We start from the raw sequence: 21533 nt of genomic DNA, 5'->3' as shown, positions 1-21533 counted from the left end.
GAAAATGGATGTTTGGTCAAGAAAGTAGCACTTTTCAATGTCGCTAATGCCTTCTTATTCGCCCTCTACTTCATATATCAATTTGAATTTGGATAGTATTTAGCACTCAAGATAGCTTTGATACAGTACATTCAATTATTTTCTAATCCAACCCATATTATGTTTTCATCATTATTTTAGAACAGAAAAAAAACTACGAATTAGGCTAACTCATTGCTTGATCCTTTAGGTCGATTCGGAGAGTAATTCCTTGATTTCGCTGGCGCTGCATCAAGGCTACTTTTCTGATCAATAAACGAGCAACAGCTGGTAGCCTTGATGCAGCGTAAGCGAAATCAAGGTTTTTTATATGCTACGCATTCAATTAATCTCAAATTCAACTCGTATTGTGTTTTCATGATTATTTAAGAACAGAAAAACAACTACGAATTAGGCTAACTCAGTGCTTGATCCTTTAGGTCGATTTGGAGCGTAATTCCCTGATTTTGCTGGCGCTGCTTCAATGCTAGCCTGGCTATTCCAAATAATTAAAATCTGATATTTTTAATAGGCAATCAACAGCAAAGTTGATACAATATTTTGGGTATCTTATTACAATATATCTATATTTTTTAAGATATTTATTATCAATAACTAATGTTGCAACTCCTTTTACAGAAATTGGAATTCAACGGGTTGGCTAAGGAGATGGCTGTGAGTACTCGTGATTTTGATGATTTTGACACTGATATTGAAGATGTAAATGATGTGGCACCAATTATTCCAGAACCAAGTCCTTCTACAAAACTGGAACGGCGCAGAAAAATAGAAGATTTGTTTGAAGAAAAAAGATTAAGAGAAGAGCTTGCGGAATTCGGTTAACTAAACTGAAAATAAGCTTAAACTCTGTCTTGAAACTAGATCTGACCGACCCCGGATGCAAGAGAAGCCGTAATCCGGGAGGTTGTACTTAAAACACCTTGGGATCTCTTCAACCGCACCCTTTTGGTATTGAAATACAAATTTTGATACATGTAATTCATTACTTAATACTCCATCAATACTTATATCAATTCAATAACTCAACATCCCCCTCTACCAGTAACGCTCGATATTTATTTTAAGAAACCCCAATAATAAACAGTTAAATTTGGAAAAAGAATATCTTAAAAATATCGCTTACCAGTTGCAGGAGATATCGATGTATTTAGAATCAACTAAAATCCACTCAATACGATTTTTCCTCGAGCCTTTCCGCTTTCCAGTAAGGCATGAGCTCTACGTAAATTGAGCGCATTAATAGTTCCCATGTGTTCTGCCACAGTCGTTTTTATTTGACCCTCGTCAACCAATTGAGCTACTTTACTTAAAATCTCGTGTTGCCTCACCATATCAGGAGTTTTAAACATCGAACGGGTGTACATCATCTCCCAGTGAATGGAAATGCTTTTAAGTTTAAATAGCTTAAAATCCAAGTGCTGCGGATCATCAATTAAAGCAAATTTACCTTGAGGTTTTAAAGCATCAACCAATGCTTTGCCGTGCTCGTCACTGTGCGTCAGGCTAATGACATAATCGACTTCTGGACAATTTATTGCCTGCAATTGAGCCTGCATATCCTTGTTGTGATTGATGACATGATGAGCACCATTATTCAGGATCCATTGAGCCGATTCCGGACGTGAGGCAGTCCCAATAACAGTTAACTTAGTTAATTTTTTTGCCAATTGAACCAAAATGGAACCAACACCCCCGGCAGCACCGGTAATTAATAGACTACCTGGTCTGGTAGGTGAGAGTTCCAAACGATCAAAGAGGAGCTCCCAGGCTGTCAAGCTGGTTAAAGGAAGGGCTGCCGCTTGCTCAAAACTTAAAGACTCTGGTTTTTTAGCCACAATTCGTTCATCAACCAAATGAAATTCACTGTTTGTGCCTGGCCTCGTTAAATCTCCGGCATACCACACCTCATCACCAGATTTAAACAGCGTCACTTCAGGCCCCACATCAATAACCACACCAGAGGCATCCCAGCCCAAAACCTTAGGCTCATTATCCTGTGGTTGAACGTTGCGTCTTATTTTAGTATCTATGGGATTCACAGCAATTGCTTTCACAGCAACCAGAATATCACGCCCTGTAACTTTAGGAGCTGGCAGCTCCAGATCGATTAAAGCCTGATCATTATCAATGGGCAATGATTTTAAATAACCTATTGCTTTCATAATTCATCCTTAAAATTAAAATGGCAGTACTTGTAATAACTCAGCTTTGCAAAAACTATATCATTATTTCTTCATCAAATCGCAAAAAACACAGATCAAACCCAGTTAAATCAGAAACAATTCTTTGAATTTCATAAGGAACGATACTGGGATCATTCGTGTATTTGTTTCATGTAAGAAAGGAGCTTTTTATCCTCATCGGTTAACATACTGTCTGAATAACCTGGATTGGGCTCATACCACCATTGCTTATTAAAATAATGCTGCAAATCAGGGGAGTTGAAAGATCTTCCATACTGAGCAAATACGGTATTACGCAAGAGTCTTAGTTGTGAAGGAGTCATTTCAGATAGCTCATCCATGGGCTTTTCAGAATTTAAAATGGGATAAATCATTTTATAGCGAACAAAACTTTTAGGAGTAAACAGACACAATGACAGATCCTCTTCAGGCTGGAATTGCAGCAAATCCCATACATAACTCCTGTTGGCGCCAGTACCCCGAATGGTCATACCTTTTGGTGTCGTCTTGAGATAGTCCTTATTGCCGTCAATTTCAGAACATAACCGTGTTGGGGTATTCGGGATGACTTCCAGACGGGTATGTCCTATGGTTTGTTTATGCCAAAGCGCTCCCGTCTTGAGAACGTAGGCAACCCAGTGATATCCCATTACATCAAAAGTAGCGCCGGTAATGTAATTATGATGAATACGTACCGATGCCAAAGGAGGAAAGACATGAGTCCATAAATATGCTTCCTCATAATACAAACCTTTATCCCTGTTTGGAGCAATTTTTTCTTTATGGGCAGATACTGTATGACCATCAACAAGCACCTGAAAATCATAAACCAAAGGCTTTCCCTGCCCCGTTTTCTGACCTTCAGGCAAAGCAATAACACTTGATTCTTCATCGTACACAGGAAAAGGGAACCCCATGGACACGCTCAGTTGTGCATTCAGTGTATTTTGAAAATTAAAATCACAACTGTAGTGCCAAGCACCGTTCATTTGTGAGCTATCCAGATTAGTGCCGGTGATGATGATGACTTCCTCAACCATTTTAATATTTGGTTGTGAAATTGGGATAGGCAAAGAACCCTCTCCACCAAAAGCGGTATCGTTTGCCATTACTCCTGTAGAAAAAAGAAGCAGAATCAAAACAACCAACAATGCAGAAGTTTTGCAGTATTTATCCGTTATTTCTGCCATGAACTCACCTTGATACCAAAATAATATTCATTATAGTTAATAATTATCGTTCTGGATTAATAACAAGGAGAGACCTATGCTTGAATCTACTGCAATGAATAAAACAACAAACCAAGCTACTTTTTAAAATACAGATCAAATCGAACAGTTTTTCCTTCAATACTGGCATCTGGAACTCTCAAAGGAGTCACTTTTTGCGGCCATTTAACCACAACTCGTTGTGTGACATGAGATAAAGCAACATGTAATAAATCGCATGCATCCTCGTCAGTACCTATCATTTGCTGTAACGCTTGCATGTCTTTTTTAACCAAAGCCGATTTGTTACGTTGTGGATGCATGGGATCGATGTAAATGACATCTGGATACTCAGCAGGATCGAGTTGGGTTAAATAAGTTCGGGTATCCAGAGTCTCAATATTCAGCTTCAGATTATTTTTATCCGCAGCACTCTGGCGAAGTAGTGCATCAGATAATAATGCAGCCATGATGGGATTACGCTCAAGCATGGTAACTTGTGCTCCGAAACTGGCTAAAATCGCCGCATCCCGCCCCCATCCAGCAGTGGCATCAATGATCTTTAAACCGGCAGCAGGTTTACAAGCACGGATCAGCCCTTGTTTTTTTCCTTCCGCTCTTCGTTTACTCCAGGTGGCAAAAGTAAAGTCGGGATAAAGCAATGAAAAATTGGGTAATTTCAAGGTAAGCTTGTGTGCAGTTAAATACAAGCAACTTGTGGCATCTTTATCAAGGTTAAGATGAAGTTGTTGTGCCAGTATGACAGCAGAGTCTTTCAAATCCTCATGTTCATACCCTAAACTGGTGATAATAGTCATGGGGTTGCCAATAATTGAGCCACATACTCAGCCAAGGAATGAAATACCGGAACCTCCGGGTAAGCACTTAGGCCATCCAAATCAGTCATTGAAGACAATACCATCACCGGAGTTGCTCCAGCTGCATAAGCAGCTTGTATATCGGAAATTCTATCGCCTATAAAGGGAACGCCTGCAAGAGAGCACCCAAACTTTTTAGCCAGTGATAACAACATACCCGGATTAGGTTTTCGACAAAAACACTGCTGGGAAGGCAGGTGCACGCAATATTCAATTGCGTCAACTTTGCCTCCAGCGGCCAGGACTGCCTGCGTCATCTTTTGATGAATCATAGCCAGATCATCTTCAGTATAAAGCCCTCTGGAAACTCCAGATTGATTGGTAGCCACCCCAATGGTATAGCCAGCCCGGCTCAATTGAGCTATGGCTGCCACACTATCGGGAATAAAAATGAACTCATCCACACTTTTGATATAATGCAAAGAGTCCTGATTTATCACACCGTCACGATCCAGTAAGATTAATTGCCTCATAACCACTGTAACATTGAAATATCAGCCACGCCCTGCAACAAATCGTTTAATTTGGATAACAGCGTTAAACGATTTCTTTTCACAGCCTTATCATCAACCATAACCATCACATTATCAAAAAAAGCATCTACCGGCTGTTTAAGACTGGCTAATTGTTTTAGAACTAACCCGTAATTGGCTTCAGTGTACAAAGTAGCTGTAGACTCGCTGACTGCATTAATGCTCGTATAAAGTGTCTTTTCTGCTCCATCCTCTAAAAGGTTGACGTCAATTTCATCTGCCAAATCTGTTGTTTGTGCATGAGCCAACAGATTATTAACTCGTTTGCATGCAGCAGAAAGGGACGCCGCTTCCGATAATGTAATAAACAGTTTTAGCGCATTCAGACGTAAGTCCAAATCAAAGAGCCAATCCTCCTGTCGAGCACGAACAGCATGGATCACATCAGCACTCACACCCTGCCCCTGATAATAAGAATGCAATCTATCGAGAATGAATTCTTTTAAATCAACAGCTGTAGCCTTATCTACAGGAACTTTTGTGCGATAGTTGGCTATGGCTTCATCAATCAAAGTCGATAAATTAAGTGGCGATGGTGTTGCAATCAACATTCTCACTACAGCTAAAGCATGACGCCTGAGTTTAAAGGGATCTTTGACCCCTGAGGGCTTTTGACCTATTGCAAAAATCCCCACTAAAGTATCCATTCTATCCGCCAAAGAGAGCGCCATACCCAACTCCGTTTTGGGCAGCATATCAGCAGCAAAACGTGGCATGTATTGCTCATTAAGCGCTTTTGCTACACTCTCATCTTCACCGTCATTTAGAGCGTAGTAATATCCCATTAAACCTTGTAACTCGGGAAACTCGCCCACCATTCCAGTCATCAAATCGCATTTGCTTAATTTTGCAGCACGTTCAGCATGTGTTATTGATAAATTAAGAGGCTGACTTAGATGCTGCATCATGGCATTGATACGCAAAGTCTTTTCATGCAAACTTCCCAGCTTATTCTGAAATACCACTTTTTCAGTTGCGGCTATATGGTTTTCAAGGGGATTTTTTTTGTCTTGTCTAAAAAAGAACGCCGCATCACTTAGACGAGCACGCATGACTTTTTCATTACCCGCAATTACCTGCTGAGGTTTGGTACTGGCAAGATTTGTAACCGTAATGAAGTGAGGCAACAATTTGTCGCTTTTATCTTTCAAGGCAAAGCACTTCTGGTGCGATTGCATGGAGGCAATCAGCGCTTCTGCTGGAACGTCAAGAAACTCATGTTCAAAATTAGCAACCAGTGCCTGAGGCCACTCCACTATAGAAGTTACTTCGTTCAATAACTCCTCAGGCATTACGGCCATGGCATTTAAAGATTGAGCCAGTTGATCCACCTGATTTTTTATAATCTTGCGACGCTCTGCAAAATCGGCAATAACATAGGCCTGACGCAACTGTTCTTCATAACTTTGAGCGTTATTAATCCTGATTTGCTGCGGATGGTGAAATCTATGCCCCCTACTTTCTCGTCCCGTTTTAACCCCAAGAATCTCATAGTCAAGCACATCATCACCATAAAGCATCACCACCCAATGTACAGGCCGGGCAAACTCGGCATCACCATCGCCCCAGCGCATGGGTTTTGCAATTGAGAGCGAAGTGATGGACTGGGCAACCAGAGCAGGAAGTAACTCTTTAGTCTGCGCACCGGAGTTGTGCATCTCACAAACCATCCAATCCCCTTTATCCGTCTGAATTCGGGTCAAGGCTTCTATAGGTACACCACAAGATTTGGCAAAACCAATTAATGCAGGGGCAGGCTTGCCTTCTTTATCAAAAGCGGCTATTACAGCCGGACCTTTTCTGGTTACTGTTTGACTTTTTTGCTCTGCTTGTAAATCACGAATCACTACAGCCAAGCGTCTTGGGGTGGCGAAGCGCATTACTTCACCATAGCTTAATTGGGCTTTATCCAATGCAGCAAGCAAGAGAGTAGCAAACTCATCAGCCAAGGGCCAAACTGCTCCAGAGGGTAATTCTTCGCACCCTAACTCAAAAATAAAATCATTGACCATCGTACACCTTTTGCATAGGAAAACCCAAAGCCTCTCGGGCGTCATAATAAGCCTGAGCCACCGCCCTGGAAAGTTGACGTACTCTTAAAATAAAACGTTGTCTCTCAGTAACCGATATGGCTTTACGTGCATCCAGTAAATTAAACGAATGAGATGCTTTCATTACCATCTCATAAGCCGGCAGAGGCAACTGTAAAGCAATCAGTTTTTGAGCTTCACTTTCGTAGTAATCAAATTGTCTGAACAATTCATCAACATTGGCGTGCTCAAAATTATACGCCGACATTTCCACTTCGTTTTGGTGAAACACATCACCATAAGTCACTATACCCTGCGAATTTTTACACCAGGGTAATTCAAACAAATTATCAACACCCAGAATAAACATGGAAATACGTTCCAATCCATAGGTTAATTCACCGGTAACAGGTTTACACGGCAATCCACCTACTTGCTGGAAATAGGTGAATTGAGACACTTCCATACCATTTTGCCATACTTCCCAACCTAAGCCCCAAGCGCCCAGAGTAGGTGATTCCCAGTTATCCTCAACAAAGCGAATATCGTCAGCCAAAGGGTCAACACCCAAAGCTCGCAATGAATCAAGGTATTTGTCCTGGATATCTAATGGAGAAGGTTTAAGCACGACTTGAAACTGATAATAGTGCTGCACTCTGTTGGGGTTTTCCCCATAGCGCCCATCGGTAGGTCTTCTGGATGGTTGCACATAGGCAGCTGACCAAGGCTCAGGACCAATGGCTCTTAAAAAGGTAGCAGGATGAAAAGTACCTGCACCAACTTCCATATCCAAAGGTTGCAGAATAACGCAGCCTTGTGCAGCCCAGTACTGCTGCAGTGTTAATATGATTTCTTGAAATGTAGTTGGTTTTGTCATGAAAATCTCAAAATTAACAATAAGGGGGTTTATGGCGACTCTTTTAGTGTTTCTCTGGCTTAGACATCATACTGCCCTCATCAGGCTTGAAACTTATAGAGACTGTGAAGTCACAGTCTCTATAATTATTTGCTTCTGGTATGTGATTTGTTAGAGAACAATCTTACACATCCAGAATCACGTCAAGAGGTCACAGAATTACTCTAGTTTCCAGCTGCTTTCTTAATGAGTTCTCTTAAAGACTCTTCACTTGCTGCACCTGGAATAAATGAAGGCTCAGAGCCGGCTTTAAATTTGCCATCTGGAGTCGATGCAACAATAAACGCAGGTGTCCCCATCAGATGTAATTTTTCAGCTAATTGACGATTGGATTCTAAAATATCAGTAACTTCTTTACTGTCCATATCTTTTTTCAGTTTATCCATATTCAAACCCAAAGATTTGGCTGCATCCATAACCAGCTTATCATCAAGACGTTTGTCAATTTTTAACAGAGCTTCATGCATCTGGAGGTATTTACCTTGCATACCAGCGGCAAGAGCTGCTCTTGATGCCGTTTCAGAACTTTTACCAAAAATAGGAAATTCTTTATAAATGACCCTAAGACCTGAATCTTTTTTCACTAAACCATCAATGACAGGGGACATTTTTTTGCAATGAATGCATTGATAATCAAAGAACTCGACTATGCTAACAGCGCCCTTGGCATTACCTACAGTAGTCAACTTACCCTGAAACAGCTGATCTGCATTTTCTAAAATAGCAGACTGTGCTTGCTGCTGCATGTTTTGCTGTTGTTTTTGTTGCAATGCTTGAGAGGCTTCTAATAATACCTCTGGATTACTGATCAAATAATCATGAACCAGTTGTTCAATTTCTTTTTTTTGAGCATCAGACATAGGGGTAGTTGTAGCATCAGCGGCCATGGTCATGGGTGATACTAAAGATGTTGCCAGTGCTCCTGCGGTTAAAAATTTTGAAAATTTCACACAATTCCCCTTATTAATGGTTAACTAATAATCCAAGTTAATTTCGGCAGCTTTTTTTGTTTATTCACTACCGCGACTGAATTTTAATTGAATCCAGTTCCTTTAGCCAGTTGCACCCTAGCATCGACGAAAGAAAAATTCAATAATTAATAATGAACTTGACCTTTCGTTTATCAATTGATAAAACGCAAATCATTATGAACTATTTGTTTCATTCCATTTAGTGTGCAATTTACGCTCATAAATAATAGGAGCATCCAATCATGGCAGCAACAGAAGAAAAAATATCCGAAGACATCAAACGCAAACTGCAATTGACTTTATTTGGGCTTATGCGTGATGAGACATCATGTCAGCCTGGACCTGACAAAATTAAAAAATACAACCGGGCCTGGGTAGCCGCACAGGCATTAGAATTATTCGAACATGTAGGGTATGGCAGACAAAATGAGGCGGAAGTCATTCTCAGAAAAAATATTGGACTATTAAGTTACAGACCATTGAGTCCTTTTAAAGACATAACCGGGGCATCCTTTTCAGGTACTGCATTTCAATATGCCCTATGGGCTATGGATACCCACATGTATAACATGATGATCGATTGTCTTCCCCAAAACGAACAGGGAGAGGAAATCAGAAAAGACTTGTTAAAGCAAGCCGAGGAGCAAAAAGAACACTTTAGTTTTAAGCCTCTTATTTCAGCACTGCAAACCTGTGTTAATAATTGTAATTCCTGGAGTACGTCTCAGTTGGAAGCGCACTGGTGTAAGGTTGTAGGCATGGCTCAGCGAGATTTACCAGCACACGTTAGGCACGAGTATTGTAATCCTTTCCCATATCTTAAAGAAACGCCAAGTTCTAAAGATGGATTAAAACGTTCTCTAAGGTTTTTAAAGGTAGAATCAGGTAATGTGTTGTTATCTAATTGGCAGACTTGGGATGCTAATACACCTGGTTTAGGTATTGATTTTGCAATTACACGCGGATCCGTTTATAACCTCTGGTCAGTACTAGGCACAAATATTATTGCGCCGTATGCTGTGGTATTTGATTTGCGTGCCATAACTGCCTTATGCCGAGTGAGAACTGCAGACTTGACGACGCTTATGGAGCGACTTCAGACCCCTATTCAAATAGCTGAAGAAGCGTCACACGCTCCAACCAGCATGGTAGTCTAATTGATGTACACAATCCCACTGCAACAAATGCTGTGGGATCCAGCGTCCAACTCTCCATTAAAAATGAGAGAGCTCATCAACTACCGTTAAGTTAGCATAGGCTAAAACCAGCCACTTGACTCCATGCTCACTGAATTTAACCTGTACTCGGGTGTGCGCACCGCTTCCCTCGATAGCAAGAACAATGCCTTGCCCAAATTTCGCATGAATCACACTTTGCCCCATAGGAATACCGGAAGATTCAGGGACCTGAGCAATAGAACTACGTGCACTGGCAGCAGGAGTAAACCGTGATTTGACTCTCACTTGTTCGAGCAACTGCTCGGGTAATTCTCGTAAAAAGCGTGAAGGCCTGTGGTATTCTTCTCGCCCATATTGACGCCTGACTTCAGCATAGGACAAAGTCAATTTGCGCATGGCTCGAGTCATGCCCACGTAACATAAGCGACGCTCTTCTTCCAGGCGTCCCGGCTCCTCAAGCGATTGTTTGCCTGGGAAGACACCCTCTTCAAGACCAACCAAAAATACGCAAGGAAATTCCAGACCCTTGGCTGCATGCAAGGTCATTAAATGAACAGAACGCTCGTACTCATCAGCCTGCATCTCGCCCGCTTCCAGTGAAGCATGAGCTAGAAATGCGTTGACCAAGGGAAGTTCTTCGTCCTGATCCTGTTCGTAGCGAAATTGTTTGGCCGCATTAATCAATTCTTGCAGGTTGTCCAATCGTGATTCTGATTTATCACCTTTAATTTTACTGAAGTGAGCATAAAGCCCGCTTGATTGAATCACTTCGGATAATTGCTCATCCAATTCCGTAGCGGCAGTTTTTAACTGCAACTGTTCTATCAAATGGATAAAGCGTTGTAACGATGTAGCGGAGCGCTGTGTCATGGCATCGGATTGCAGCAAATAGTGTGCGGCACTCCACAAGGAACATTGCTCTGTCTTGGCATAATGCCGTAAATCTTCCAGCGTTTTTTCACCAATTCCACGAGTAGGAAAATTAACAACACGCTCGAATGCGGTATCGTCGTGATTATTGACTACCAAACGTAAGTATGCCAAGGTATCTTTTACCTCTGCTCTATCAAAGAATCGCAGCCCCCCATAGATTCTATAGGCAATTCCGGCGCGTAATAAGGCCTCTTCCAACACCCGTGATTGAGCATTAGAACGATACAATATGGCAATTTCATCAGCACTGCCACCCTGATTCAGTTCCATCATGATGCGTTCGGCAACAAAACGGGCTTCCTCAATCTCGTTAAACGCACTGTATACCGTGATTTTTTCACCTGCATTTCCTGCCGTCCATAAATCCTTACCCATACGTGACTGATTATTGGTAATTAAGGCATTTGCTGCTTCAAGAATGGTAGCCGTTGAGCGATAATTTTGTTCCAGCCTTATTGTAAGCGTGTTTTTAAAGTCTGTAGCAAATTTTTGGATGTTTTCTACCTTGGCACCACGCCAACCGTAGATAGACTGATCGTCATCGCCTACCGCTAATACAGGAGTATTATCTCCGGCAAGTAAACGAATCCAGGCATATTGAATGGTGTTAGTATCCTGAAATTCATCAACCAATATCGCTTGGAATCTATCCCTGTAATGCGCCAACAGTTCAGGATTATCTCTTAACAGCTCATGGGTTCTTAATAATAATTCGGCAAAATCAATAACGCCCGCTGTTCGACAGGCTTGTTCGTAAGCACTGTATATTGCGACCAAGGTTTTAGTTGGACCGTAAGAAAGGGCATTAACATGTTGAGGCCTTATGCCTTCATCTTTTCTACCGTTAATAAAGGACTGCGCTTGCTTGACAGGCCACCGTTCAGAATCAAGATTTAGCGAGGCAATAACCCGTTTAATCATTCGAGCCTGATCTTCAGAATCCAGAATGTGAAACTGCTCGGGCAAATGAGCCTCTTTATAATGGCGACGCAACAGACGGTGGCATAAACCATGAAAAGTACCCACCCAAAGTCCCATCACAGGATCTTTTAGCATGCTGCTTAGTCGAGTACGCATTTCTCCAGCGGCTTTATTCGTAAAGGTAACAGCAAGAATTCCATGGGGTGAAAGCTGTTCTTTTTCAATTAACCAGGCAATTCGGCTGACCAAAACCCGAGTCTTACCGCTACCGGCACCGGCCAAAACCAACATATTATTTAAAGGTGCTGTAACAGCCTCGTACTGTCGTTCATTCAAGCCTTTAAGGAGCTCTGTCATGCTCATAAATACAGTCCAGTTGAATAGAGATGGGACATTATCTTCAATTTAACTCATAAAGACAAAGGGATTATGCACGTCCTGGATAGAAAAGCCTGAAAAACGAGTTTGTTTTTAAAACGTATTCACAACGCATAATACGGTAATTTTTTGTTTTACAATTAATTCAAGTATACTATAAAAAAAATGATAAAGGACTACTATGCATTCTCTCTATCCAGCAATAAAACCCTATGCCCAACATGAGGTTAGGGTCAGCAAATCGCATCAGCTGTACGTCGAAGAAACGGGTAACCCTGAAGGTATTCCGGTTATTGTGCTCCACGCAGGTCCGGGGGGTGAAGCAGACCCTCATCTCAGACGCTTTTTTGATCCTCAACGCTTCAGAATCATTCTGTTTGACCAAAGAGGTTGCGGGCGTTCAACCCCTCACCTGGACATTACAGAAAACACTACTTCATTACTTTTGGATGACATAGATACCATTCGAGATTTTCTAAATCTTTCAGAATTTGTTCTCTTTGGCGGTGGGTGGGGATCGCTCTTGGCCCTTCTTTATGCACAAAAATTCCCTCAACAAATCAAAGCATTATTATTACATCAGATCTTTTTGGGTCGGAAACAGGACATTGATTGGTTTTACAAACAAGGGGCAAGTCTTGTTTATCCTGATTATTGGCAGGAATTTATCAGCATGGTTCCAGAGAACAAGCAAGATCGTATTCCACAGTTTTACGCAGATTGCCTGCAAGGTTCTAACGATCTGCTGCGGATGAGTGCTGCAAAAAACTGGGCATTATGGCAGGCACGATGCAGTAGCTTGCAACCGCATCTGTACGTGATTGATCAATACAGCGATCCTCATTTTGCGCTTGCCCTGGCTACATTGGAATCACATTTCATCACCAATCATTATTTCATTGAAGAAAATCAGGTGATGAATAATGTCAGTAAAATCAGACACATACCAACCTACATTGTACACGGACGATTTGATCTGGTGAGCCCTTTGGCCGGCGCTTGGGAGCTGCATCAGGCAATTCCTGCATCCAATCTTAGAATAGTCAGAGATGCCGGACACTCAGACAGAGAATCAGGAATAATTGATGCCATCATTTATGCCACCAAAGAAATATCCAAACAAGGATTGGATGCATGTTAACCGTACTGCAACGAGTTTCCGAAGCACGAGTTGACATTGATAACACCACCGTTGGATCAATTAAGCAAGGTCTTATGATTTTGTGTGGTTTTGAACCCGATGACACAGAATCCCGGTTAAGCAAGATGCTGCATAAGTGTCTTAATTACCGTGTATTTGCTGACAGTGAAGGCAAAATGAACTTAAGCCTGAAAGAGATCAACGGTGGTCTTTTGTTGGTACCGCAATTTACCCTCATGGCGGACACCCAAAAGGGCCTCAGACCCAGTTTTTCAAATGCAGCATCACCAGAACTTGGTAAACAGCTTTTTGATAAATTACTGAACATGGCGTTTACAGCTCATCCCAACACGGCTAGCGGGTGCTTTGGGGCGGACATGCAGGTTCATTTATGTAACGATGGACCGGTTACGTTTTTAATGCAGTTTTAAATTACATCCAAATAATTGCACCAAAAGCGAAATAAATCATAAAGCAAAAGGCTTGTTTGTTATTCATTAAATTTCTTGATGAAACAGCAGTTTGCAAGAAGTATAAACTGGTGTAACATCATTTTAAGTATCTAATAAATAGAAATAATCATGCGCTTAATTGTTACATTTGCTTCGGTGGTCAGTTCTTTGATATTAACAGGATGTGCTCATAAAGGGACAAATCCCATAGACCCATATGAACCATTTAATCGCAAAGTTCATAACTTTAATATGGCATTTGATGCAACCGTACTCAAACCACCGACCCGTCTTTATGTAGCTGTTGTGCCTGCGGTAGTACGTAAAGGGGTAAATAATGCGTTTAATAACCTTGATATGTTGCCCACCGTAGCCAATGATATTTTACAAGCGAAAGGAAAATGGGCAATAAGAGACTCCTGGCGTTTTGTGATTAACTCAACCCTTGGTGTGGCTGGAGTTTTTGATGTAGCAAGTACATTTGGCCTGCCTCCCCATTATAATGATTTAGGGCTAACCTTCGCCAAGTGGGGAGATAAAAAATCACCTTATATCGTTATTCCCTTTATAGGCCCCAGCACAATCAGAGATGGATCGGGATGGCTGTTTCAATTTGCTCTCTGGAGTCCTTACGTATATATGGAGAATGATGCCCTGGCTTTTGGACTTATAGGCTTAAGGTACGTTGATTTGCGTTCACAACTTTTTGAATCAGAGCGGTTAATGAGTGAAGCGTTGGATCAATACTCATTTATTCGTGATGCCTATTTACAGCACAGAAGTTATCTTATTACTGGAGCAGAACAAGATAATGGTTCTCTCTATGCCCAAGACGTACAGGCAGACGAATCAGCGGCAGCTAATGATTATGTAGATGAGTAAGTAGTCAAGCTATTATTTAAGAAGTGGCTTCCCTAAAACAACAGGAAGCCCTGATTAAGCCCTCTTTTTTGCAACCAATATCAAACTCGTTAGTGACGAAGTTTTGCCAAACCTTTCAGAAAATCTCCGGCAATATCCAAGCCCGTCTCGGCGGCTATCTCTCGCAAACAAGTGGGGCTGGTCACGTTAATTTCAGTCAAGTAATCACCAATCACATCAATACCAACAAAGTACAAACCTTTAGCTTGCAGTACAGGCGCAATTTGTTCACAAATCCAGCGATCTCTTGCTGTGATAGGAACCACCTCACCCCTGGCACCAGCGGCCAAATTTCCTCTTAACTCACCCGGTGCAGGGATCCGAGCCAGAGCATAGGGCACAGGCTCACCGTGAATCACCAGAATTCTTTTATCACCGGTCTGGGCAATTTCAGGAATATAGGATTGAGCCATGATGCATTTATTTTGACCTTTAGTTAATACTTCAAGAATCACAGATAAATTTCTTCCCTGCTCATCAACATGAAAAACCGAGCTCCCGCCCATTCCCTCAAGGGGTTTAAAAATCACGTTTTGATGTTCTTGCCAAAAAGCTTTTAATCTTTTTATGTCTCTGGATACCAAAGTAACCGGACAACACTGGGGGAAGTTTAAAGTAAAAAATTTCTCATTAGCATCACGCAAACTTTGTGGCTTGTTAGCAACCAGCACCCCATCTCGCTCAGCTAAATCCAAAGCATAAGTCGAATAAATGTACTCCATATCAAAAGGAGGATCTTTACGCATCAGAATAATATCAAAATCACTTAATGCCTGCTCCCCCAAATCTTTTGTTTTAGCCCAATGAGGGGAATGTAAATCGCCCAGGCTGATTTCATGAACGCATGCATAAGAACGACCCAAACGGCAAAATAAGTCCTCCTGAGTAAAATAAACGCACGACCATCCCATGGCCTGAGCACTGGCAATCATGGCAACCGTTGTGTCCTTATAAGGATGCAAACGATCTATCGGATCCATTAAAACTGCAAGTTTCATTACTCGCCTCCTATAGCTCTTATTTCTCTTGCGGCAGCTAGAGCAGCCAATCGGGCAATAACCCCGTAAACATAAAAACGATTAGGGCAATCCACTACTTCCAATTCATCAGATGGCATATTACAAGCCTGAGCAAAGGCAAGTGGCTCAAAATGCATTCCTGGAGCATTCAGATTTTCATCAATTCCACGCCCTTTATGGACTCGGTAAAATCCTCCGACAACAAACTGACCAATCATATAAACCACAGGCTCGGCCACCGCTCCATCAGGCATGGTTTCAAAAGTATAAACACCTTCCTGAATGATCACTCTGTCTACTTTTTTACTTCCTTTGCTACTGGACATTCGGGTACGCTGTTTTCGATTTAACTGCCTGATTTCATTGGCATCATGAACCATCATTACACTCATACCATAAGTACCATTGTCTGACTTGACTACGACAAAAGGTTTTTCTTTTATTCCATATGCAGCGTATTTTTCTCTAACCTGGGCAAGAATTTTATCAACCTCCAGAGCCAATTGCTCTATTCCTTCCTGAGCCATAAAATCTATGCCATTAATTGCACTGAAATAAGGATTAATTAGCCAGGAATCGAGATTAATCAACTCAGCAAACTCTTCGGCCACCTCAGCAAAAAACTGAAAATGACTTGATTTAAGACGAGATGCCCAACCCAGTTTGGCAGTAGGTCTGATACGTTGCTCTAACCCCTCAAGCAACGGCGGAATACCGGAAGACAAATCATTATTTAGCAGTAAAAAACAAGGGCTGAAATCATCCAGACCTACTCGGTCTCCTTGCCTGCGCAAAGGCTCTATCAGTAAACTTTCACCATGTTCAAGCATGATTTCTTTAGGATTAGTAATTTCAGGATCAAGACTACCGATTCTGACGATAAACCCTGCTTTAGTAAAAACAGTACGCAAGACATTCAAACTCTCTAAGTAGAATTTATTACGGGTATGACTCTCGGGTAATATTAAAATTTTAGTACAACCCGGGATGTAATCGTTCAATACCGACTGAGCAGCCTGAATACACAATGGCAGAAAATCAGGATTGAGATTATTAAACCCGGCTGGAAATAGATTAGTATCTACTGGAGCCAGTTTAAAACCGGCATGACGTAAATCCACCGAAGAAGTTAAAGGTGCTGGAGTCTCTTTCCATTTTTTCCTAAACCAAGCCTCGATTGGTGCGATGTGATTTAATAGAATTTTTTCTACATGATATAAAGGTCCTGATTGAGCAGTAGTCAAATGCGGAACCGGTATTTCATTAGCGTTCATCTGTATTCTCTAAGTTTGGCAATGGTCAGATGTTACCTTATGTTCATGTTAAAATGAAAGATAAAGTGATTTTTGCTGCGGGCATGATCTTGCAAACTGCACGCATTGCCTTCTTAAGTGCTTGAGTGTCATAATCTATCAATTCCACATTACCAATGCTCATACCTGTTTATGGATAAATTAAACTCCTTCAAAGCACTTCTGCTTCTGATTATTTTAGGTTTTATCTGGGGGTCGGGTTACTCATTGGCTAAATTTGCCATGATCAACGGAGTACCACCACTTGGTTATGCCTTCTGGCAATCCTTGGGGCCTGCGTTGCTTTTATCCTGTATTTGTATCGCAACCCAAAAACATAGCTTCTTCAACCCGTCGTTCTATCCCTATTTTTTCATCTGCGGCTTGATAGGAATCGCTATTCCAAATACCAACATGTACTTCATTGCCAGCCATATACCAGCAGGATTACTTGCCGTGCTAGTTAATACAGTCCCTCTTTTGGTCTACCCACTGGCTCTTGTAACAAAACAGGAACAATTGGATGGATGGCGATTTTTTGCATTAATACTCGGTATGACAGGAATCATGTGCATCATAGGAGTAAATACCAGCGGGTTTTATTCTGGCTGGACATTGCTTGCGTTGTTGAGTCCTTTTGGTTTTGCGCTGTGCTCGGTTTATATAGGAATAAAACAACCCAGGGGAATTAATGCGCTTCAGGCTGCGAGTGGCATGCTGCTTACAGCAACAGTACTGCTCTTTCCCCTCGTTATATCCCAAGGTGCTTTTTATTCCCTTGCAGGCCCATTTACTTTTGTGAAACAAATTATTGTGTTGGAAATTATCTTATCCAGCATAGGGTATTTGATTTTTTTTACTCTAATACGTTTGGCTGGTCCTGTATTTTACAGTTTAACCGGTGGAGTCGTTGCCCTGACGGGATTATTTTGGGGTTATCTTGTTTTCGGTGAAGCCCCCTCCCCCATGCAAACGCTGGCTATTCTTTTAGTCATTTCTGCAATTTTTCTGTTATCATGGAGACAATCAATACCCGTTAAAGGAGCATGATTAATGATTGGGGAGTTAGCCAAGCAGTTCAGTACTCAGCTGGAAACCTTTTTTTATTTAATTGCTTTAATCAATGGCCTGCTGCATGTAATCTTTGCTGGTGCCGTAGCTCGAGATGCCGGAAATTTATACAGAATAGGGCAAAAACCTGTTCTGGTGTCGGCTCCTACCTGGGCATTTGCCACGTTAATAGGTGGTGTGCTGACTGCAACAATTTATTGGCTGCTGCATCATTCAACATTAACCAGACCATCAATGAGAGATATTCGTTATGACAAAGCATGAGATTAATACCGTAGATGTTCATGAGCTAAAAAACAAAATGGATACTCAATCAAATATCTGTTTGATTGATGTCAGAGAGCACGATGAACGTAACGATATTCGGATACCAGGAACCTTGCATATTCCCAAAGATGAGATCGCATCACGAATTGCCGACTCAGTATCGGATAAATCCAAACCCATTTACCTGCACTGCCGAAGCGGTGTTCGGTCGCTTTATGCGGCGCAGTGTTTACTAGATTTGGGTTATCAGGAAGTTTATTCGGTTAATGGTGGAATAATGGACTGGGCTATGTTTGGTTATCCTGTCGAGCGATAATAATTTTTTCTTCCTAAAAACAGGTTTAGCACAGCAAGAGCTTACCCGTTATCATCTCGAATTGAGATCATCTCTCGGTACAAGACGAAAAACAGCCCCGTACCGAGACCTGATATGGGCTCGTTTTTTGCGGATGAGATGTTTTTTTTAACATCTGCATTTTATAAAAAACAACCCATACCATGCTCACCCAATCAGCTAAATCGCCTTGATGGCATGGGTACTGGTTCTGCTGAAGGTGTTGAGCTCGTCCGTAAATAAGATTGCGAGGGACTTGATGAAAAGATACTGGAACTGGATTTAAGCGAGCCGCCTGATTGTTTGTACTTTACCTTGGCTGCATTGTTATTTTTAATTACTGCATGCGCCTGTTTAAGAGTTAAATCGTTAATATCATCCTCGACGCTGTATTCTTTGATATCAAAAGGTTGGATGTGTAAATAACCTTCGGGACTAAAGCCTTCAACATAAACATGATGATTTAAAAATTCCAACAAAGCTTCGTACATTTTAGCCAAATCGATATCATTTGGCACATTGTCTTTTAAATTAAGCGAATTATACAAACCACGCTTTAATGTGCTGCTATCAGGACTTGTTACAAAAGAACATATGCCGCTATATGTTTCAACTATTTTTTCATGAATATAAAAAGCCAGTGTATTTAATACAAGAGCCGCTTTACGCAAATCATCCTCTCCATTAAGAAGTTCAATTGTTTTTAATAGAACTCGGGATTGCACTTGACGTGGGCCAGAAATTTTTTCCAATTTGTTCCAGAGAAATTCAAGATACTTTTCATCGGAACCTGAATCTGAAGCTGAATATGAATGTTCCGCAATCAACTGTTGTAGACGCTTCTTTTCTTCTTCACTAGGTGCGTGAGCAATAATCAATGTTGCTATGCTTTCCATAATGCGTTGTTTTAATAATTTGTAGGCTACCAGCTCAAAAGACATAAAATATTCTCCTAAAACTCTATTAACAGGATTGATGAATTTCGCACATCAAAAATCAGTGTAAACCAATTAGTCATTTACGTCATGTATTTTTCTTACACTACCCAATTAAATTTCAACCAATTGATTTTAATGAGAAAAATTTGAATAAAATTAACAAAACCTAACGAAATGAATTGAAAAAAAAATAGCTCATGCAATCAAATTTTATGTTGCATTACTCTTCTTTATTGCGGTAATTTAACCCGGAGTTTACTTACTAATAAAGACAATAATGAATATTTTTTTCCGATTTCTGCTGATAATGTGTGCGTTTAACAGTTATTCCTATAGCGCCCAACCCAAGCTGATCCTACAAATCGTCATTGATCAGCTTCGAGGTGATTTACTGGCTCACCATCAACATCAATTTGGTGCTAAAGGCTTTAATTATTTGTTAAACCATGGATTAAACTTCAATAATACCCATCATCCTCATGCAAACACCACAACCTGTGTTGGTCATGCGACTATAGCAACTGGTAGTTATCCTTTTTTACACGGTGTGATTGATAATGATTGGTTTGACCGCAAATCCAAACACCTTGTTTATTGCATGGAGGATTTAAACAGCCAAATTTTACCAACTCAACACACCAGGATGCCATTAGAAGGTCGCTCCCCCAAAAACATGCAAGGCACGACTTTGGGTGATGAAATGAACCTGGCTAATAAAGGAAAAGTTTTTGCGGTCTCGTTAAAAGATCGTGCTGCGATTACCCTGGCGGGGCATTCAGGTAAAGCATTTTGGTTTGATAAAATGAATGGGGGCTTTATTACCAGTGATTATTATTACTCCAGCTATCCACAGTGGGTTCAAAACTGGAATAAAAATTACAAACCCGAGGTCTTTGACTGGAATCTCAGCCAACCTTTGACCTATTACCAAAACAGCCGTACAAAACCGTTTAAGGCAAATTATGGGGACTTCAACCAAACTTTTCCTCATCACATCACCAACCCACCCTCAGAATCTTATTTCAAATCCTTATCCAGAACCCCCAAAGCAGATCAGTTGACCGGAGATTTTGCCGAGCAACTCTTAATCAACGAAGGCATAGGGCGCTCAAATAATCAGACCGACTACCTTGCAGTCAGCTTTTCCGCTGTAGATACTATAGGACACCAATTTGGTCCCAACAGCCTTGAAGCAGAGGACAATTTACTGCAACTGGATAAAACACTGGAGCATTTTCTATCTATAGTTGATAAACAGATTGGTCTTGAGAATACGTTAATCATATTAACAGCAGATCATGGTGTCAGTGACAGCCCCGCATACCTGAAAGAGTATCACATTCCTCAGGGACAACCTCTGGATGTTCAGGCATTGGAAGAGTCAGTACGGGAGATGCTAACCAAAGAATACCAGCTCCCAAAAGATGCACTGATGTCCGTCACTCCGCCATTTGTCTATCTGAATCATCAGATCATTGCAGATCATAAGCTGAATCTGTCTCATGTGAGTGATTTTTTAGCGAATGCTTTAACCAACCAGCAAGGCATATACATGGCATATTCATTGCCAGTTACCCGTAGTTCTGAAAATTGGCTCACAAAAAAGGTAAACCGAATGGCCTACCCCTACAGATCAGGAGATGTTTACTTCATTCCCCCACCCTATCAATCACATCATGATAAACAGGAAGACAGGGTCTCGCATGGAACTCCGTGGCAATACGACAGTTACGTGCCCTTATTGTTTGTAAATCCCAAATTTAAACCCGAACTGATTTCAAGACCAGTTTATACTACAGATATCGCGGCTACCTTATCCGCCTTATTAATGATTAAACCACCATCCGAATCTGTAGGTGTACCGCTTCATGAAGTACTGGAACGATTCAACACAGCATCCTGAAAAATAAGCGTCATTACAGGAAATCAT

20 protein-coding genes are annotated in these 21533 nt (G+C 41.2%); 9 read left to right on the top strand and 11 right to left on the bottom strand.

From position 1 onward, the window contains the following. Window positions 1–693: 693 nt before the first annotated feature. Window positions 694–861, top strand: coding sequence for a PA3496 family putative envelope integrity protein (locus Lwor_RS13900; protein ID WP_169792188.1), 168 nt, complete (start codon window positions 694–696; stop codon window positions 859–861). A gap of 335 nt (window positions 862–1196) precedes the next feature. Here Lwor_RS13900 and Lwor_RS04375 read toward each other — a convergent pair whose 3' ends face one another. From Lwor_RS04375 to Lwor_RS04345, 7 genes are all read right to left on the bottom strand, one after another. Next, on the bottom strand, window positions 1197–2201 hold the full coding sequence (locus Lwor_RS04375) for a zinc-binding alcohol dehydrogenase family protein (protein ID WP_058492692.1): 1005 nt from the start codon (window positions 2199–2201) through the stop codon (window positions 1197–1199). A 152-nt stretch (window positions 2202–2353) separates the two neighbouring features. Then, a complete protein-coding gene (locus Lwor_RS04370; RefSeq protein ID WP_115091065.1) occupies window positions 2354–3412 on the bottom strand; it encodes a YARHG domain-containing protein in 1059 nt (352 codons plus the stop codon). Window positions 3413–3528: 116 nt separating this feature from the next. Further along, a complete protein-coding gene (locus Lwor_RS04365) occupies window positions 3529–4248 on the bottom strand; it encodes a class I SAM-dependent methyltransferase (protein ID WP_058492691.1) in 720 nt (239 codons plus the stop codon). Next, window positions 4245–4781, bottom strand: coding sequence for a D-glycero-beta-D-manno-heptose 1,7-bisphosphate 7-phosphatase (gmhB, locus tag Lwor_RS04360; protein ID WP_058492690.1), 537 nt, complete (start codon window positions 4779–4781; stop codon window positions 4245–4247). Before gmhB ends, Lwor_RS04365 begins: the two co-directional genes overlap by 4 nt. Further along, window positions 4778–6853, bottom strand: a complete 2076-nt coding sequence (glyS, locus tag Lwor_RS04355; protein WP_058492689.1) for a glycine--tRNA ligase subunit beta — start codon at window positions 6851–6853, stop codon at window positions 4778–4780. The genes gmhB and glyS overlap by 4 nt, the downstream gene beginning before the upstream one ends. Then, window positions 6843–7748 carry a glycine--tRNA ligase subunit alpha gene (gene glyQ, locus Lwor_RS04350; RefSeq protein ID WP_058492688.1) on the bottom strand — a complete coding sequence of 302 codons (906 nt, stop codon included), beginning with the start codon at window positions 7746–7748 and terminating at the stop codon, window positions 6843–6845. Before glyQ ends, glyS begins: the two co-directional genes overlap by 11 nt. A 203-nt stretch (window positions 7749–7951) precedes the next feature. Beyond that, complete coding sequence (locus Lwor_RS04345; RefSeq protein ID WP_058492687.1) at window positions 7952–8737, bottom strand: DsbA family protein; 786 nt, start codon at window positions 8735–8737, stop codon at window positions 7952–7954. A 263-nt stretch (window positions 8738–9000) separates the two neighbouring features. Between Lwor_RS04345 and Lwor_RS04340 the strand changes: the two genes are divergently transcribed. Further along, window positions 9001–9915 (top strand): hypothetical protein, encoded by a 915-nt coding sequence (locus Lwor_RS04340; RefSeq protein ID WP_058492686.1) that lies wholly within the window; start codon window positions 9001–9003, stop codon window positions 9913–9915. A 57-nt stretch (window positions 9916–9972) separates the two neighbouring features. Here Lwor_RS04340 and uvrD read toward each other — a convergent pair whose 3' ends face one another. Then, window positions 9973–12153, bottom strand: a complete 2181-nt coding sequence (gene uvrD, locus Lwor_RS04335; RefSeq protein WP_058492685.1) for a DNA helicase II — start codon at window positions 12151–12153, stop codon at window positions 9973–9975. A gap of 196 nt (window positions 12154–12349) precedes the next feature. On the opposite strand from uvrD, the gene pip reads away from it, so the two are divergent. The 3 genes from pip to Lwor_RS04320 all read left to right on the top strand — a co-directional run bounded on the left by pip (window position 12350) and on the right by Lwor_RS04320 (window position 14643). Then, the gene (gene pip, locus Lwor_RS04330; protein WP_058492684.1) at window positions 12350–13309 is read left to right on the top strand and encodes a prolyl aminopeptidase; all 960 of its coding nucleotides are present in this window, start codon (window positions 12350–12352) and stop codon (window positions 13307–13309) included. Further along, complete coding sequence (gene dtd, locus Lwor_RS04325) at window positions 13303–13740, top strand: D-aminoacyl-tRNA deacylase (RefSeq protein ID WP_058492683.1); 438 nt, start codon at window positions 13303–13305, stop codon at window positions 13738–13740. Before pip ends, dtd begins: the two co-directional genes overlap by 7 nt. 150 nt (window positions 13741–13890) lie before the next feature. Then, window positions 13891–14643 (top strand): MlaA family lipoprotein, encoded by a 753-nt coding sequence (locus Lwor_RS04320; protein ID WP_058492682.1) that lies wholly within the window; start codon window positions 13891–13893, stop codon window positions 14641–14643. An 89-nt stretch (window positions 14644–14732) separates the two neighbouring features. On the opposite strand, the gene gshB is transcribed toward Lwor_RS04320, so the two are convergent. Together gshB and gshA are read right to left on the bottom strand one after the other, a co-directional pair. Continuing rightward, complete coding sequence (gene gshB / locus Lwor_RS04315) at window positions 14733–15680, bottom strand: glutathione synthase (protein WP_058492681.1); 948 nt, start codon at window positions 15678–15680, stop codon at window positions 14733–14735. After that, complete coding sequence (gene gshA / locus Lwor_RS04310; RefSeq protein ID WP_058492680.1) at window positions 15680–16975, bottom strand: glutamate--cysteine ligase; 1296 nt, start codon at window positions 16973–16975, stop codon at window positions 15680–15682. Before gshA ends, gshB begins: the two co-directional genes overlap by 1 nt. A gap of 171 nt (window positions 16976–17146) precedes the next feature. On the opposite strand from gshA, the gene Lwor_RS04305 reads away from it, so the two are divergent. The 3 genes from Lwor_RS04305 to Lwor_RS04295 are packed head-to-tail and all read left to right on the top strand — an operon-like array spanning window position 17147 to window position 18647. Beyond that, a complete protein-coding gene (locus Lwor_RS04305; RefSeq protein WP_058492679.1) occupies window positions 17147–18043 on the top strand; it encodes a DMT family transporter in 897 nt (298 codons plus the stop codon). Window positions 18044–18046: 3 nt separating this feature from the next. Then, window positions 18047–18328, top strand: a complete 282-nt coding sequence (locus Lwor_RS04300; protein WP_058492678.1) for a hypothetical protein — start codon at window positions 18047–18049, stop codon at window positions 18326–18328. Then, entirely contained in the window at window positions 18315–18647 is a 333-nt protein-coding gene (locus tag Lwor_RS04295) for a rhodanese-like domain-containing protein (protein WP_058492677.1), read from the top strand. Before Lwor_RS04300 ends, Lwor_RS04295 begins: the two co-directional genes overlap by 14 nt. A gap of 194 nt (window positions 18648–18841) precedes the next feature. Here Lwor_RS04295 and Lwor_RS04290 read toward each other — a convergent pair whose 3' ends face one another. After that, window positions 18842–19606, bottom strand: a complete 765-nt coding sequence (locus Lwor_RS04290; protein ID WP_058492676.1) for a hypothetical protein — start codon at window positions 19604–19606, stop codon at window positions 18842–18844. 271 nt (window positions 19607–19877) lie between these two features. Here Lwor_RS04290 and Lwor_RS04285 point away from each other — a divergent pair, with 271 nt between their 5' ends. Next, window positions 19878–21506 carry an alkaline phosphatase family protein gene (locus Lwor_RS04285; protein ID WP_415582902.1) on the top strand — a complete coding sequence of 543 codons (1629 nt, stop codon included), beginning with the start codon at window positions 19878–19880 and terminating at the stop codon, window positions 21504–21506. The last annotated feature ends 27 nt before the right edge of the window (window positions 21507–21533 follow it).

Origin of the sequence: Legionella worsleiensis (assembly GCF_001467535.1) — a bacterium.
Lineage (GTDB): Bacteria > Pseudomonadota > Gammaproteobacteria > Legionellales > Legionellaceae > Legionella > Legionella worsleiensis.
Note: the sequence above shows the minus strand (reverse complement) of the source record. Positions and strands in the feature narration are given on the sequence as shown.